The 14,739-nt window shown below is 70.1% G+C and carries 16 protein-coding genes; 7 read left to right on the top strand and 9 right to left on the bottom strand.

Annotated features, from left to right (window positions below; translation table 11 throughout):
• Positions 1–420 (top strand): transposase (locus ACK5IN_RS07900; protein ID WP_416895648.1); only part of this gene is annotated, 420 nt, incomplete at its 5' end.
• A 53-nt stretch (positions 421–473) separates the two neighbouring features.
• Here the strand turns inward: ACK5IN_RS07900 and ACK5IN_RS07895 are convergent.
• Positions 474–749 carry a hypothetical protein gene (locus tag ACK5IN_RS07895; RefSeq protein ID WP_416895647.1) on the bottom strand — a complete coding sequence of 92 codons (276 nt, stop codon included), beginning with the start codon at positions 747–749 and terminating at the stop codon, positions 474–476.
• Between the two features lie 246 nt (positions 750–995).
• Here ACK5IN_RS07895 and ACK5IN_RS07890 point away from each other — a divergent pair, with 246 nt between their 5' ends.
• Both ACK5IN_RS07890 and ACK5IN_RS07885 read left to right on the top strand, forming a co-directional pair.
• A complete protein-coding gene (locus ACK5IN_RS07890) occupies positions 996–1,091 on the top strand; it encodes an NAD-binding protein (RefSeq protein ID WP_416895646.1) in 96 nt (31 codons plus the stop codon).
• A gap of 36 nt (positions 1,092–1,127) precedes the next feature.
• Entirely contained in the window at positions 1,128–2,096 is a 969-nt protein-coding gene (locus ACK5IN_RS07885; RefSeq protein WP_416895645.1) for an NAD(P)/FAD-dependent oxidoreductase, read from the top strand.
• Positions 2,097–2,615: 519 nt separating this feature from the next.
• On the opposite strand, the gene ACK5IN_RS07880 is transcribed toward ACK5IN_RS07885, so the two are convergent.
• On the bottom strand, positions 2,616–3,692 hold the full coding sequence (locus tag ACK5IN_RS07880) for a Glu/Leu/Phe/Val dehydrogenase dimerization domain-containing protein (RefSeq protein ID WP_416895644.1): 1,077 nt from the start codon (positions 3,690–3,692) through the stop codon (positions 2,616–2,618).
• 131 nt (positions 3,693–3,823) lie between these two features.
• On the opposite strand from ACK5IN_RS07880, the gene ACK5IN_RS07875 reads away from it, so the two are divergent.
• A complete protein-coding gene (locus ACK5IN_RS07875) occupies positions 3,824–4,300 on the top strand; it encodes a YbaK/EbsC family protein (protein ID WP_416895643.1) in 477 nt (158 codons plus the stop codon).
• Positions 4,301–4,312: 12 nt separating this feature from the next.
• Here ACK5IN_RS07875 and ACK5IN_RS07870 read toward each other — a convergent pair whose 3' ends face one another.
• Both ACK5IN_RS07870 and ACK5IN_RS07865 read right to left on the bottom strand, forming a co-directional pair.
• Positions 4,313–4,531 (bottom strand): hypothetical protein, encoded by a 219-nt coding sequence (locus ACK5IN_RS07870; RefSeq protein ID WP_416895642.1) that lies wholly within the window; start codon positions 4,529–4,531, stop codon positions 4,313–4,315.
• Between the two features lie 206 nt (positions 4,532–4,737).
• Positions 4,738–5,511: an IclR family transcriptional regulator gene (locus ACK5IN_RS07865; protein ID WP_416895641.1), complete on the bottom strand. Its 774-nt coding sequence runs from the start codon at positions 5,509–5,511 to the stop codon at positions 4,738–4,740.
• Positions 5,512–5,563: 52 nt separating this feature from the next.
• On the opposite strand from ACK5IN_RS07865, the gene hutH reads away from it, so the two are divergent.
• The 3 genes from hutH to hutI all read left to right on the top strand — a co-directional run bounded on the left by hutH (position 5,564) and on the right by hutI (position 10,096).
• Positions 5,564–7,204 (top strand): histidine ammonia-lyase, encoded by a 1,641-nt coding sequence (gene hutH, locus ACK5IN_RS07860; RefSeq protein WP_416895640.1) that lies wholly within the window; start codon positions 5,564–5,566, stop codon positions 7,202–7,204.
• Between the two features lie 79 nt (positions 7,205–7,283).
• Entirely contained in the window at positions 7,284–8,936 is a 1,653-nt protein-coding gene (gene hutU / locus ACK5IN_RS07855; protein ID WP_416895639.1) for a urocanate hydratase, read from the top strand.
• Complete coding sequence (gene hutI, locus ACK5IN_RS07850; protein WP_416895638.1) at positions 8,933–10,096, top strand: imidazolonepropionase; 1,164 nt, start codon at positions 8,933–8,935, stop codon at positions 10,094–10,096. Before hutU ends, hutI begins: the two co-directional genes overlap by 4 nt.
• On the opposite strand, the gene ACK5IN_RS07845 is transcribed toward hutI, so the two are convergent.
• The 5 genes from ACK5IN_RS07845 to ACK5IN_RS07825 form a co-directional block, all read right to left on the bottom strand.
• Entirely contained in the window at positions 10,093–10,575 is a 483-nt protein-coding gene (locus ACK5IN_RS07845) for a SixA phosphatase family protein (RefSeq protein ID WP_416895637.1), read from the bottom strand. The two genes, hutI and ACK5IN_RS07845, sit on opposite strands and share 4 nt — an antisense overlap.
• A complete protein-coding gene (locus ACK5IN_RS07840) occupies positions 10,572–11,462 on the bottom strand; it encodes an agmatinase family protein (protein WP_416895636.1) in 891 nt (296 codons plus the stop codon). Before ACK5IN_RS07840 ends, ACK5IN_RS07845 begins: the two co-directional genes overlap by 4 nt.
• Before the next feature lie 249 nt (positions 11,463–11,711).
• Entirely contained in the window at positions 11,712–12,983 is a 1,272-nt protein-coding gene (locus ACK5IN_RS07835) for a DUF445 domain-containing protein (protein ID WP_416895635.1), read from the bottom strand.
• Positions 12,984–13,018: 35 nt separating this feature from the next.
• The gene (locus tag ACK5IN_RS07830) at positions 13,019–13,411 is read right to left on the bottom strand and encodes an iron chaperone (protein WP_416895634.1); all 393 of its coding nucleotides are present in this window, start codon (positions 13,409–13,411) and stop codon (positions 13,019–13,021) included.
• Between the two features lie 102 nt (positions 13,412–13,513).
• Entirely contained in the window at positions 13,514–14,674 is a 1,161-nt protein-coding gene (locus ACK5IN_RS07825) for an acyl-CoA dehydrogenase family protein (protein WP_416895633.1), read from the bottom strand.
• Positions 14,675–14,739 lie beyond the last annotated feature (65 nt).

The following is a 14,739-nucleotide window of genomic DNA, read 5'->3' as shown; positions in this document are numbered from 1 at the left end:
GCCGAGATCCGTAACGTCGACGTCGTGTTGCAGGACCTCGTCGCTCGAACGACGCCCACTCTGCTCTCGAAGCTTGCGATCAGCACTGGGCATGCTGCTCAGCTACTGATCACGGCCGGCCAGAACATCGACAGGTTGCACTCCGAAGCCGCGTTCGCGCGGCTCTGCGGCGTCGCCCCCATCCCGGTTTCCTCCGGCAAGACCCAACGAATGCGCCTGCACCGGGGCGGCGATCCACAGGCCAACGCCACGCTCCACATGATCGCCGTCTGTCGCCTCCGCTACCACGAGCCGACGATCGCTTACGCGCATCGAAGATTGACGGAGGGCCTGTCGAAGAAGGACATCCTCCGGTGCCTCAAACGCTTCATCGCCCGAGAGGTCTACCACCACCTCAAAACCGACCTCGGACTCACTTGACATCTATAGGACCGTCAGCAGGTCAGCTCCGGCCGAAGCCGTCAAGAACATCTTCATTGCTCGTCGGACAGTCCCCGCTTCCTTGCCTTCGTCGCCGCTGTCGTGTGCTTCGCGGAAGATGGTGGCAAGGGTTCTGCGAGTGTGGGCGGTAAATGTTCGTCGTCGGTGATGTCGAGCCGTGTGCAGAACGCGTGGTTTGCGATCCGCCGGCCGGTGTCGCCTGAGTGCTGGTCGGCGCAGTGCGCATCGGTCAGTAGCCGGAGCGAGTCGTGGAGGAACGTCCGCCCACCGGTGTGGTGTTCGCTGTGTTCGCTGAGGCTGTGGTTCACGTCTGCGAGGCTCGCGCGGATGCCATATCGACATCGTCGGCGATTCGCTGATGGGTGATGTCGCTGATCGTGATGGGGGCGTTCGAATCGGCAACGAGACGTTCCGCGATCGCGACGGGAACGGCACGACGGGTTGGTTGGAAAGCAGCCCGCGGACCGATTCCTGTCACAGATCCACCTCGAGTGGTGTCTTTCTTTAGGAGGGTGTTCCACCAGGAGAGCACACTATGACCAGAGAGCGGGCAGATGAGTCACACGATCGTTGTTGGAGCAGGATACGCGGGGGTTGCGGCCGCAAATCGCCTCGCAGCACGGGGGAACAGGGTCAGCCTCGTCACGTAGTACCCCTACTTTGTTGAGAGAATTCGCCTGCACCGGGTGGCTGCCGACCTCCACGAGCATGCCCGGGTCCCACTGGTTGAACTGCTCCACCCCCAGGTGGCCATCGTCATCGACTTGGCCACGCGAATCGACACAGAAACATCTGCTCCGGTGTCGGTGGAATTAGCCTCGGGGCGTGTCCTCCACGCTGATTTTCTGATCTACGCGGTCGGTTCGGGGGCACCCCGAGCGACCGGGGCACACCAGATCACCGATGAGGCGCGGGCGTTGGCTTTCCGCGACGAATTGCGCGGTCGACCCGATGCGCCGGTCACCGTGATCGGGGCGGGATTGACCGGTGTCGAGTTGGCCGCCGTGCTGGCGGTGTCGGGCCGCACGGTCGAGGTCATCACCTCCTCGTCGATGGACGACACAGCATCCGGTCAGGCGCATCTGGACCGCCTCAGCCGCCTCGGCGTGACGGTGCGCACTGGGGAGCGGGTGAATCTCGATACGATCGGTGCCGATCGGACGCGTCTCGTCGTGGAGACCACTGGCTTCTCCGTCCCCACCCTGGCAGCAGATTCCGGGCTACCGACAACTGCGGACGGTCGCCTTGTGGTCGACGCAACCCTCCGTGTTCCCGGGCATGCAGCGATCTTCGGGGCGGGGGATGCGGTATTTATCGACGATGAGCGGGCCACGCACTTGCGGCCTGCATGCGCCACCGCTCTTCCGATGGGCTCACATGCCGCCAACATTGTCGCCGCAGTCGACGAAGGACGCGCACCGGATCGTTTCGTCCACGGATATGTCATGCAGTTCGTCGACTATGGCGGTAGGTCAGGACGTGCCCAGCTAGTTCGTCCAGACGACTCCGAGCGCCGTTTCGCTGTGGGTGGTTGGCTCGGTGGTGTCATCAAGGAGGCAATCTGTCGTATGACCTTGGTCTGGATGCGCGGGGAACGCCGTGGTCGCTCGGTTCCGCGCTACCCCGAGCCAGCCTCGGTGCCGGCTGAGGTCTGAGTGTGAGCACGATCGATCTCGTTCAGGAGTTTCCGCGCAGCGTCCGGCGATGATCGCCGCCGCATACCGCATGAGCGCAGCCCGCAACCCGGCCAAGATCGCACGGATCGTTCTCTCGGAGTCTTCGTAGGCTCGGGCTCAGTGCTCATCTGTTCCCTGCCAGTGGACTCCGCCGATGCGATGAGTGTCAACGGCCAGTAGGAATCGCCCATAGGCGGCCAGCGGATGTGCCCGCTGGTTGGTGACGTTGATGCCTTGCGCGCGGGCTGTTCGCATAGCGTCCACTTCGTCGTCCGTGAGGCGTGTTCGAGGTCGTTTCTTTGGTTCCGCTGACGCGCCGACCAGAGCGTGGTCTGGCGATGTTCATGCGCCAGCGGGTGAGATACGCGATGGGTGCTCCACCGACGAGTTCGGCGAAGCGGGCACTGAACGAGGATCAGGGTCGTCGCAGTGCTGGCCGGCGGCGCGCTGGCGTTGTTCGGCTGGCGCGACCGCGTGGACGTGTCGGCCGGCGCCGCGTCAGACGGCTGAGCTCGCCTGGCGCCGTCCCTTGCGGAGGCGCTCTGCGGCCAGCTCTTCGGCGGCCGCGAGCGGCGTGACGCCGTGGCTCTCGGCCTCGTCGAACACGCGGCGCACCGTGTCGCCGATCTGCGACACGCGCTCCATCGTCTCGGCGCGGGTGCCGAGCTGCTTCGCCTCGAGATCGAGGTAGATCACGCCGCCCGCGTTGACCACGAAGTCGGGGGCGTACAGGATGCCGCGTTCGGCCAGGCGCAGGGCGCCGTCGCGCCGGGCAAGCGGGTTGTTCGCCGGACCGCACACGGCTCTCGTCTCGAGGGCGTCGATGACCTCGTCGGTGAGGATCCCGCCGATGCCGGCCGGGACGAACACGTCCGCGGTGACGAGGTGCTCTTCGCCCGGCGGCACCCAGGCCGCACCGAGCTCGGCCGCGAGATCGCGTTTGGCCGGGTTGGCATCGGTGACCGTGAGCTCGGCGCCCTCGACCGACAGACGCACCGCGAGGCGGCTGCCGACCTGGCCCAGGCCCGAGATCGTGATACGGCGGCCGGCGACATCCGGTGAGCCGGTCACGCGCTCCATCGTCGCGCGCAGCGACTCGTACACCCCGAGACTGGTGGGTCCGGCGGGCTCGCCCGAGCCGCCGACCGAGTCGGGCAGGCCCACGACGTGTGCGGTGCGCTCGCTGACCACGAGCATGTCGCCGGTGGTCGAGCCGACGTCCTCGGCCGTGCGGTACTGGCCCCCGATCGACTCCACGGCGTCGCCCAGGTCGAGGAACGCGGCGCGTCGGCGATCGGCGTCGAGCGTCGTGCCCGGGGGCAGGCAGATCACCGACTTGCCGCCACCGGCGTCGAGACCGGCCGCGGCGTTCTTCAGAGTCATGGCGGCCGAGAGGCGCAAGGCGTCGCCGAGAGCGTCGCTCCAGTGCGGGTAGGTCCACAGCCGCGCGCCGCCGAGGGCGGGGCCGAGCACCGATGAGTGCAGGGCGACGGCGAGGAACAGGCCGCTGCGCGGACCGGTGATCACCTCGACGCGTTCATGGGTGAAGTCGGGCAGTGGCAGAGTGTGCGACATTGCTTCTCTTCCTCGGCGAGCCTTGTGGGCCGTGCGCTGCGGAAGCGGCGGCGTTGCCGCATCCGTGGCCATTGCATCACCCGCGCGGTGAATGATCAAGCCGAGAGGTGAGAACGTCTACGCTGGAGCGCATGACCGCGCACCTTCCCGCTCGCAGCCGAATCGTCCACGATGCTCTGCGGGCGGCGGGGATCACCGGCGAGATCGTGGTACTCCCAGATGCAGCCTCGACAGCGCCATTGGCCGCCGCCGCGCTGGGTGTGGAGGTCGGGGCGATCGCCAACAGCCTGGTGTTCTGGTCGGACGGCGAGCCGCTGCTGGTCATGACCAGCGGAGCACACCGCGTCGACACGGTTGCACTCGCCGAGCGCCTGGGCCGCGGGAAGATCGCGCGTGCCACCCCCGAGCAGGTGCGGGATGCCACAGGTCAGGCGATCGGAGGCGTCGCGCCCACCGGACACCCCGCGCCGCTCACCACCGTCGTCGACGAGGCCCTCGCCGCCTTCCCCGAGGTCTGGGCTGCCGGCGGCACGCCGCACACCGTGTTCCCGCTCACCTATGACGAGCTCATCGCCCTCACGAACGGAACGGTCGACAAGGTCGACTGATCTGCGCAGCGCTTACTGGTCGGGGAGCCGGCAAGCGCTCCCTCTCGCGGCGCACGCTCGACGCGGGGGAGCCGCCGCAGCGCGATCGCGCCGCCGCAGGTAGAGGACGCCCTGCACCTCGAGCAGCGGCAGCAGACCGACGTCGGCGTCGGACCCTTGCAGCGGACCGAGCGCGAACAGGACGAACAGCACGAGGAACATGCCCTGCGCAACACTCGAGACGAGGATCACGACATGTGCGCCGCGCAGTCTGCGGAGCCGTAGCGCGGCGAGGAATCCTGTGCTGCGAACGTCCGCTGTGCGCGTGAGTCGTGCGTACGAGGGCCTCGATCTGCTCGACGAGCGAGCGCAACTCGGCCGGCGCGCACGTGGCAGCTGCAGGTGAAGGGACTTCAGAATGCGCGGATCCGCGTGAATCTGCAACACCCTGTCAGATATCACCGCGGGTCGACGCGTCCGATACGGCGTTCGAGCTCGCGCGCCGCGCTCGTGGCGAGTGCGGAGTCGGGCGGTTCGGCGTCGGCGGGCCAGGTCACGGCGATCGCCGCCGCCGGCCATCCCGTGTGGTCGCGCACGACGACACCCATCGAGCGCAATCCGAGTGTCACCTCACCGTCCTCCGTCGCCCAGCCGCGCACACGCACCTCACGCAGCACCTCGCGCAGCTCGCCGGGTCGCCGTGGACCCCGGCCCGTACGGTCGGCGAACGCCGTGGCATCCGGGTACAGCGCCCGCACCTGCTCCCGGGGGAGCGTGGCGAGCATCGCGCGGCCGGTCGCAGTGAGGTGCGCGGGAAGCCGCACGCCCACATCGGTGATCAGCGCGGGGCGTCGCGGTGCGCGCTCCTCGACGATGTAGAGCACATCGCGGCCGTGCATGACGGCCAGATGAGCGCTCTCCCGTGCCCGGTCGACGAGGTCGGCGAGGATGGGCCGGCCGAGGCGGGCGAGCGGCTCTTGACGCGCATAGCCGCCGGCGAGCTCGAACGCGGCGATGCCCAGACCCCACCGTTGCTCCTCGGGCAGGTGCACGACGAAGGCGTGCTGCTGCAGGGTCGCCAGCAGGTGATACACGGTCGAGCGAGGCAGGTCGAGTGCGGTCGCGATGGCGCGTGCGGGCGCGGGGCTGCGCTGGCGGGCCAGGAACGTGAGGATGCGCAGTGTCTGATCGGAGGCGGGCACCCGCGGGCGACTGTCTGGGATCACAGACACAGGATGCCACAAACCCCTGCCGCACGCGATCGAGACGGTGTGGAATCGAAGGATGAGCACCCCCGCACCCGTCGTCGTCGGAGCCGACCCGATGAGCCCGGACGACGTCGTGGCCGTCGCCCGCGGTCATGCCCGCGTCCTGCTCGACCCCCAGGCGCTCGAGCGGATCACCGCGACCCGCGCGCTGATCGAATCGCTCGCCGACGACCCGAACCCGCACTACGGCATCTCGACGGGGTTCGGTGCGCTGGCGACGACCTTCATCGCCCCCGAGCGACGCCGTCAGCTTCAGGCGAGCCTGATCCGCTCGCACGCCGCGGGCACGGGTGCCGAGGTCGAGACCGAGGTCGTCCGCGCGCTGCAGCTGCTGCGCCTGCAGACGCTCGCCACCGGGCACACAGGGGTGCGGCCGGTCGTCGTCGAGACCTACGCTGCGATGCTGAACGCCGGCATCACACCGATCGTGCGCGAGTACGGCTCGCTCGGCTGCTCCGGCGACCTCGCCCCGCTCGCCCATGTCGCGCTGGCAGCGATGGGCGAGGGCGACGTCCGCGTCGCGGGGGAGCGCGTCACCGCCGCCGACGCGCTGCGCGCAGCATCCATCTCCCCACTCGTCCTGGAGGAGAAGGAGGGGCTTGCCCTGATCAACGGCACCGACGGCATGCTCGGGATGCTGCTGCTCGCCGTGCACGATCTGCACACGCTGCTCGACACCGCCGACATCGCCGCCGCGATGTCGATCGAGAGTCAGCTCGGCACCGATGCCGTGTTCGCCGCCGACCTCATGGCGCTGCGACCGCAGACGGGTCAGAGTGCGTCCGCAGCGAACCTGCGCATGCTGCTGGGTGACTCGCCCCTGGTCGCCTCGCACAAGGGGCCCGGCGACAAGCGGGTGCAGGACGCGTACTCACTGCGCTGCTCGCCACAGGTGCACGGCGCCGCCCGCGACACCGCCGCTCACGCGCGCACGATCGGCGTGCGTGAGCTGTCCGCCGCGGTCGACAACCCCGTGATCACCACGGACGGGCGAGTGCAGTCCAACGGCAACTTCCACGGGGCGCCGATCGCCTACGTGCTGGACTTTCTCGCCATCGCGGTGGCCGACGCCGCCTCGATCTCGGAGCGCCGCACCGACCGGGCCCTCGACGTGACCCGCAGTCACGGGCTGCCGCCGTTCCTCGCCGACGAGGCGGGGGTCGACTCGGGCCTCATGATCGCGCAGTACGCGTCGGCCGGCATCGTGTCGGAGCTCAAGCGCCTCGCGGTGCCGGCATCCGTCGACTCCATCCCCTCGTCGGCGATGCAGGAAGACCACGTGTCGATGGGCTGGGCGGCCGGGCGCAAACTGCGCCGCGCGGTCGATGGCCTGGCACAGGTGCTGGCCGTCGAGATCATCACCGGCGCGAGGGCCCTCGACCTGCGCGAACCTCTGCAGCCGGGCCCGGGCACGGGCGCCGTGCGCGACCTGGTGCGTGCCGCCGGGGTGGCGGGTCCCGGCCCCGACCACTTCCTGTCGCCCGATATCGAGACCGTCACCGCCCTGGTGCTGTCGGGCGCCGTGGCCGCCGCGGCCTTCGGGCGCCCTTCTGCGGATCAGGCATCCCCAGATCGGGAGTTTTGGCGTCAGCAGGCTTCTCCGGATCAGCATTGCCCAGATCAGGTGTTTTCGCCGGGTCAGGATGGTTCCCCGTGAGTTCGTCCTGTGTGAGCCAGAACTCCTGATTTCGCAGATTGATAGGCCGACTGTCAGCCGACCGTAAGAGGAGCACATCATGACCACCGAGACCCGCACCGTCCGCGCCCCACGCGGACCGGAGCGCACCGCGAAGAGCTGGGGTGCCGAGGCCGCCAAGCGCATGCTCATGAACAACCTCGACCCCGATGTGGCCGAGCACCCCGAAGACCTCGTCGTCTATGGCGGCACCGGCAAGGCCGCCCGCAGCTGGGCGGCGTACGACGCGATCGTGCGCACGCTCGACGAGCTCGAGCCCGACGAGACGCTGCTCGTTCAGTCCGGCAAGCCGGTGGGCGTGTTCCGTACGCACGAGTGGGCGCCGCGCGTGCTCATCGCGAACTCGAACCTCGTGGGCGACTGGGCGACATGGCCCGAGTTCCGCCGTCTCGAAGAGCTCGGCCTGACGATGTACGGGCAGATGACCGCTGGCTCGTGGATCTACATCGGCACGCAGGGCATTCTGCAGGGCACGTACGAGACCTTCGCGGCCGTCGCCCGTAGCCTGCGGCGCGAATCCCTCGCTGGCACGCTCACCCTGACCGCCGGATGCGGCGGCATGGGCGGGGCGCAGCCGCTCGCGGTGACCCTCAACGGGGGAGCGGTGCTCATCGTCGATGTCGACGAGTCCCGGCTTGCCCGGCGCGTCGAGCGGGGCTACCTTGACGAGTACACGACCGATCTGGATGCGGCCGTGGCACGCGTCCTCGCCGCCAAAGACGTCGGCGAGGCACTTTCCGTCGGAGTCGTCGGCAATGCCGCCGAGGTCTTCCCCGAGCTGCTGCGCCGGGGGGTTCCGATCGACATCGTCACCGACCAGACCAGCGCCCACGATCCGCTCGCCTACCTGCCCATCGGGCTGAGCGTCGACCAGTGGCGGGATGCCGCGGCCGCTGACCCCGAGGCGTTCACCGCGCGGGCGCGCACATCGATGGCGGCGCACGTCGCGGCGATGGTCGGGTTCCAGGATGCCGGTGCCGCGGTGTTCGACTATGGAAACTCGATCCGCGCCGAGGCCGAGCTGGGTGGCTTCGACCGGGCGTTCGCGTTCCCCGGCTTCGTGCCGGCGTACATCCGCCCGCTGTTCGCGGAGGGCAAGGGCCCGTTCCGCTGGGTGGCCCTGTCGGGCGACCCGGCCGACATCGCCGCGACCGACCGCGCGGTCATGGAGCTGTTCCCCGACGACGCGCCGCTGCGCCGGTGGCTGTCGCAGGCCGACGAGAAGGTGCACTTCGAGGGGTTGCCCGCGCGCATCTGCTGGCTCGGGTACAAGGAGCGCCACCTGGCGGGCCTGAAGTTCAACGAGATGGTGGCCTCCGGCGAGCTGTCTGGCCCGATCGTGATCGGTCGTGACCACCTCGACTCGGGCTCGGTCGCCAGCCCCTACCGCGAGACCGAGGCAATGGCCGACGGGTCGGATGCGATCGCCGACTGGCCGCTGCTGAACGCCCTACTGAACACGGCGAGCGGGGCGAGCTGGGTGTCGCTGCACCACGGCGGCGGTGTCGGCATCGGCCGCTCCATCCACGCCGGGCAGGTGACGGTGGCCGACGGATCGGAGCTGGCCGCGCGCAAGCTCGAGCGTGTGCTCATCAACGACCCGGGCACCGGTGTGATGCGTCACGTCGACGCCGGCTACGAGCGGGCACGCGAGGTGGCGCGCGTGCGCGGGCTGAAGGTGCCGATGCCATGACGACGACCCTGCTGACGAACATCGGCGAACTGACGACCAACGTCGCTGCCGACGGCGACCCGTGCGGCACGCTGCACGACGCCGCGGTGCTCATCGAGGGCGACCGCATCGCCTGGGTGGGCGGGGCCGCCGCGGCGCCGACCGGCGACACGACCCTGGATGCCGGCGGCCACGCCGTCATCCCGGGGTTCGTCGATTCGCATACGCACCTCGTCTTCGCGGGAGATCGCGCCCCGGAGTTCGCTGCCCGCATGGCCGGCCAGCCGTATGCGGCCGGCGGCATACGAACGACGGTGGCTGCGACGCGCGCCGCGTCGGACGACGAGCTGCGCGCGAACCTGACGCGCCTCACCGCCGAACTGCACCGGCAGGGGACGACGACCTTCGAGGTCAAGACGGGCTACGGGCTGACCGTCGCCGACGAGGAGCGCCTGGCGCGTATCGCCGCCGAGGTGACGCCCGAGGTCACCTTGCTCGGTGCGCATGTCGTCCCCGCGGAGTACGCCGACGACCGCGCCGCCTACGTCGACCTCGTATGCGGTGAGATGCTCGACGCCTGTGCGCCGCACAGCCGGTGGATCGACGTGTTCTGCGAGACCGGTGCCTTCACGGCGGCGGAGAGCCGCCGCATCCTCACCGCCGGCATCGCGCGCGGGCTGCGGCCGCGCGTCCACGGCAACCAGCTCGGGTTCGGCGAAGGGGTCAGGCTCGCCGTCGACCTCGGTGCATGCTCGGTCGACCACTGCACCTACCTCAGCGACGACGACGTCACGGCACTGGCCACGAGCGACACCGTGGCGACGCTGCTGCCCGGGGTGGAGTTCTCGACCCGCCAGCCGTACCCCGACGCCCGCCGCCTGCTCGACGCGGGCGTCACGGTGGCGCTGGCGAGCGACTGCAACCCGGGCTCGAGCTTCACGAGCTCGATGCCGCTCATGGTCGCCCTGGCGGTGCGCGAGATGGGGATGACCGTCGACGAGGCGGTATGGGCCGCCACCGCGGGCGGGGCACGGGCGCTGCGCCGCGACGACGTCGGTGTCGTCGCCGCCGGTGCCCGCGCGGATCTCGTGCTGCTGGACGCGCCGACGCGCGTGCATCTGGCGTACCGGCCTGGGGTGCCGCTCGTCTCCGCCGTCGTGAAGGACGGTGTGCGGCTCTAGCCCACGACGTCGAGGGGCGTCTCGAACGTCCACGACAGCGGGTCGATCGCGGTCGCGATGTCCCAGTCGTCCTCGTCCCATGCGAAGGTCGCGACCGCGCACGTGGGCATGTGGGCGATGGCACCGCCGGAGAGCTCACCGGCCAGCACGCTCATCCCCGGGTCGTGCGCGACGACGATCACCGATCGCGCTCCGCGCTCGGCTGCCGCCCGCAGCAGCAGCGACGCCGGTGCCCCGTAGAGGCGGTCCTGCAACTCGATCGGCACCTGGAACGGCCCGCAGAAGAAGTCGGCCGTCGTGGCCGCGCGCATCGCCGTGCTGGCGATGATCGCCTGCGGCGCGAAGCCGGTGTCGGCCAGTCGTTGCGCCATGCGCGGGGCATCGCGCAGTCCGCGCGGGTTGAGTGGGCGGTCGTGGTCGGCGAGGCTTGCGTCACCCCAGTCCGACGTGGCGTGACGCACGAGTGCGAGTCGGATCATGCCGTCCGCCCCGCGAGCAGTTCGAGCACGCACAGCGCCGCCAGGCGCACCGTGCGCCCGTCGGGAGCGTCGGCCGAGGCATCCACCTCCACGATGTCGGCACCGACCACCCGACGGTCGGCGCCGGCCTGGCGGACCAGCGCCCGCAGCTCCCACGCCTGCAGGCCGCCGGGCACGCTCGCCGGGCACGCAGGGGCGACCGACCGGTCGCAGACGTCGACGTCGATGTCGAGGTGCACGCGGCCGTCGCCGGCACCGGCGATCTCGAGGGCTTCGGCCATGACGTCGTGCGCACCGCGGCGGCGCACGTCGTCGCGGGTGATGACCGTGATGCCCAGGTCGAGGGCGCGGTGCAGGTAGGCCGACGAGTTGGCGAAGTCGGCGATCCCGATCTGCACGGTACGCGATCCGTCGAGACCTGATCCGTCCTCGAGCAGGCGTCGCACCGGCGAGCCGTTCGACACGCCGTCGCGCAGGTCGTGGTGCGCATCGAGGGTGATCAGGCCCGTCGCGGCGGCACCGCGTGCGACCGGCACCGTAGCGGCGTTGTCGCCGCCGATGGCGATCACCAGACCCGCGCGTGCCGCGAGCTCGGCGACGGCGCGTGTCGCGGCGTCCTCTCCGTGGCCGTCCGGCGCGATCACGTCGCCGCCGTCGGCAACCGTCAGCGTCGACACGTCGTGCGGGCGCCCGTCGATGACGAACACCGGGCTGTATCGGCGGACGGCGTCGCGCACGGCCGCCGGCGTCTCACCCGCACGAGTGGCGGACAGCGAGGTGAGGTGGGTCGGGATGCCGATGACGGCGGCGTCCAGCGACCCGGGCACCGTGTGCGCGGCGGGCCAGTCGCCGGCCCGTGGCCACAGAGGATCGTGCGACAGGCTCATGATCACGACGTTACCGTGCGATGCGGAATCGAAACCGATATATCGGGGTGACGCTGGGACGTGGATCGCTGCGCAGGGTAGGAACGGAGGGAGCGCCGTGCATCTGGGGTGTGCGGCTGCTGATCTCGCCCCGCGCGTATCGGATCACCCCGCGATGCGACACGCGCGGAGGCGAGCTCTCGTGCCTTGCCCGGGAGTGGGATGCGGTCTCGGGAAGCCCCCTTGTCATTCCCGGGACCGCATTCGTCTTCAGCCCATGACCGCGTGCGCGACGGCGAAGATGACGATGCCCGCTAGCGCGCCGACGATCGTGCCGTTGAGCCGGATGTACTGCAGGTCGCGCCCCACCTGCAGCTCGATCTTCTGCGTCGTCTCGTCGGGGTCCCACCGCTCGACGGTGTCGGTGATGATGCTGGCGATGTCGTGGCGGTAGCGGTCGACGAGGAACGCGGCGGAGTCCGTCACCCACGTGTTCACACGCGCCCGCAGCGCGTCGTCGGTCTGAAGGCGCCGTCCGGCCTCCCTGAGGGCGTCCCGTGCGTGCAGCCGCAGTCCGCTTCGCGGGTCGGCGAGCGCGGTCAGCAGCCCGCTCTTCGCGGCCTCCCACGCCTCTGCGGCCAGGTCCCGCACCCGTGGGCTGTCGAACACGGCGCGCTTGGCGTCCTCGAGGCGGCCGATGGTCGCCGGGTCGTGCTGCAGACCGTCGGCCAGGCGGGCGAGATAGTCGTCGAGTGCCCGGCGGGCAGGATGCTTCGGGTCGGCGGCGACCGCGTCGGCGAACCGCAGTGCCTCCTTGTAGACGGTGTCGTCGACCAGGCGCTGCGCGATACCCGGCACCCAGGACGGCAGTCGGCGCGAGACGAGCCCCTCGAACGCCGCCCGGTTCGCATGCAGCCAGCCCGTGACGCTGTCGATCGCGAGGTCGACCGCCCGACGGTGCGCCTCCGAGGCGAGCACCCGCTCGAGCCACGCACCGGCCGGCGGTCCCCAGTCGGGAACCAGCAGGTTCTCCCGGGCGAGTTCCGCGATGACCTCCTGCACCTCGTCGTCGCTGAGCGCGCGCAGCACGCCGGCGGCCATCGCCGACGCCTCCTCGACGACGCGCTCGGCGTGCGCCTCCTCGGTGACCCAGGTGCCGAGGCGGCCGGCGACATCCATCGACTCGAGCTTGGTGCGCACGATAGGGCCGGACAGGAACTCGGTCTCGACGAACTCGCCGAGGGTGCGCCCGATCTCGTCCTTGCGCTTGGGGATGATCGCGGTGTGCGGGATGGGGATGCCCAGCGGATGCCGGAACAGCGCCGTGACCGCGAACCAGTCCGCCAGTGCGCCCACCATGCCACCCTCGGCGGCTGCGCGCACGTACGCCAGCCACGGTGCCCGATCCTCGAGGGCGAAGGCGATCACGAACACGACCGCCATGAGCACGAGGGCCGCCAGGGCGATGCCCTTCATGAAGCGCAGCCCTCGCAGGCGTTCGCGGTCGGCCGGACTCAGCAGGGCAGTGGACGTGCGGGCCATGCGGTCATCCTCGCACGGGCCGCACGCCCGATCGGTCAGCCGGCGGCGCGCTTCACGAGCTCGGTGATGCGGGCGGCCTCGGCATCGCCGACCTTCGTGAGCGCGAAGCCCACCGGCCACATGTCGCCGTCGTCCAGACGCGCAGCTTCCTCGAAGCCGAGCGACGAGTACCGGGTCTTGAACTTCGACGCGGGGGAGAAGAACACGACGATCTTGCCGTCGCGCGCGTACGAGGGAAAGCCGTACCACGTCTTCGGCTGCAGCTGCGGGGCGACCTCGGCGACGATCGCGTGGATGCGCTCGGCCATGACGCGCTCGTCATCGGGGAGCGCGGCGATCGCATCCAGGCATGCCTGCAGATCGCGTTGCGCCTTCGTTCCCTTCGGCCCGGACTTCTGCGCTTTGAGCTCGGCAGCGCGCTCCTTCATGGCAGCACGCTCTTCAGCCGAGAAGACGGAGGTGGATTCCTTTGCAGCGTTCATATCGTCCACGCTAGAGACATCACAGCCGGTGCGCTCCCCGAATCCTGCTCAGTCTTCGATCGGGCCCAGCCACGCGGTCGCCACGGTCCCGTGCGCCGACTCCGGGTCGGACGGATGGAACAGCCCGGCGAGCACGTCGCGGTACAGGCGCGACAGCTCCGACCGCGTGAAGTACGACGAGCCGCCGGCGACGAGCATGGCGTCGTCGACCACCTGCTTGGCCATGCTGACGGCACGATGCTTGACGCCGCTCATGTACGAGAACCAGCGCTCATCCGGCGGTGTGCGGTCGTCGACCGCGAGACACAGCGCGGCCAGCTGCGGGGGGAGCGCGTCGTAGGCCATCGCCATGTCGGCGATGCGCCAGCGGATGTCGGGGTCCTGGCTGTACGCCCGACCGGTCTTCTTCGACGAGCGCCGGTGCGCCGTCTCGACGGCCAGGTCGAGGGCGCGGCGCGCGATGCCGGTGTACACCGAGGCCAGCAGCAGCTCGAACACGCTGAAGATGCCGTAGACGATCGGGTCCGGGGTGGGGCCGGGGTGCACGCGGCGCACGATGCGATCGACGGGGGCGACCGCGCCGTGCAGCTCGGTCGTGCGGGACTGCGTGCCGCGCATGCCCAGCGTGTCCCAGTCGTCGCGGGTGACCACCGCATCGCTGCGGGGGACGAACGCGTAGACGAGCTTCGGCCCGTCCGGCGACGTCGTGTCCAGGCCGTGCAGACCCAGCTGCGTCCAGACCGGGGCGAGCGACGTGAAGATCTTCGTCCCGGTGAAGGCGTACGATCCGTCCGGCCGGGGCGCAGCATCCGTATCGCTTCCGAACAGCACGAGGTCGTTGCCCGCCTCGCTGATCCCGAACGCGAACACCTCGCCGGCCGCGGCGCCCTGCTGCACGAAGCGCAGGCTGTCGATGCCGCGGTCGGCGAGCACCTTTGCCACGCCCGTCCAGATGAGGTGCATGTTGACCGAGAGGGCCGTCGCGGGCGCGGCGGCGGCCAGGCGCTGCTGAAGGATGGATGCCTCGACGAGGCCGAGCCCGCCGCCCCCCAGCTCACGCGGCACGAGGATCGCGGTGTACCCGATGGCGCGCAGCTCGGCCAGGTCGTCGTGGGGGAAGGTGTTCTCCCGGTCGTGCGCCGCCGCGAGCTCGCGGAAGCGCTCCAGCAGTGCGTCGGGCAGGATCGTCGTCGGATCGAACTCGTTCACCGCTCCATTGTCGCCCCCGGTACCGGGGTGATTGTGCCGATCGGCTCGGTGTCGGGGATCGGGCT

This window comes from Microbacterium sp., assembly GCF_047971895.1.
In the GTDB taxonomy this organism is placed as follows: domain Bacteria; phylum Actinomycetota; class Actinomycetes; order Actinomycetales; family Microbacteriaceae; genus Microbacterium.
The sequence above is the reverse complement of the archived record's forward strand: the minus strand, read 5'-3'. Positions and strand labels throughout refer to the sequence as shown.

What these genes read in the sequence shown, in the direction of transcription:
- ACK5IN_RS07835 (WP_416895635.1), bottom strand. Translation starts at nt 12,983, where the DNA reads ATGGCCCGCACGTCCACTGCCCTGCTGAGTCCGGCCGACCGCGAACGC.
- ACK5IN_RS07840 (WP_416895636.1), bottom strand. Translation starts at nt 11,462, where the DNA reads ATGAGCCTGTCGCACGATCCTCTGTGGCCACGGGCCGGCGACTGGCCC.
- ACK5IN_RS07830 (WP_416895634.1), bottom strand. Translation starts at nt 13,411, where the DNA reads ATGAAGGAGCGCGCTGCCGAGCTCAAAGCGCAGAAGTCCGGGCCGAAG.
- ACK5IN_RS07880 (WP_416895644.1), bottom strand. Translation starts at nt 3,692, where the DNA reads ATGTCGCACACTCTGCCACTGCCCGACTTCACCCATGAACGCGTCGAG.
- hutI (WP_416895638.1), top strand. Translation starts at nt 8,933, where the DNA reads ATGACGACGACCCTGCTGACGAACATCGGCGAACTGACGACCAACGTC.
- ACK5IN_RS07845 (WP_416895637.1), bottom strand. Translation starts at nt 10,575, where the DNA reads ATGATCCGACTCGCACTCGTGCGTCACGCCACGTCGGACTGGGGTGAC.
- ACK5IN_RS07890 (WP_416895646.1), top strand. Translation starts at nt 996, where the DNA reads ATGAGTCACACGATCGTTGTTGGAGCAGGATACGCGGGGGTTGCGGCC.
- hutH (WP_416895640.1), top strand. Translation starts at nt 5,564, where the DNA reads ATGAGCACCCCCGCACCCGTCGTCGTCGGAGCCGACCCGATGAGCCCG.
- ACK5IN_RS07875 (WP_416895643.1), top strand. Translation starts at nt 3,824, where the DNA reads ATGACCGCGCACCTTCCCGCTCGCAGCCGAATCGTCCACGATGCTCTG.
- hutU (WP_416895639.1), top strand. Translation starts at nt 7,284, where the DNA reads ATGACCACCGAGACCCGCACCGTCCGCGCCCCACGCGGACCGGAGCGC.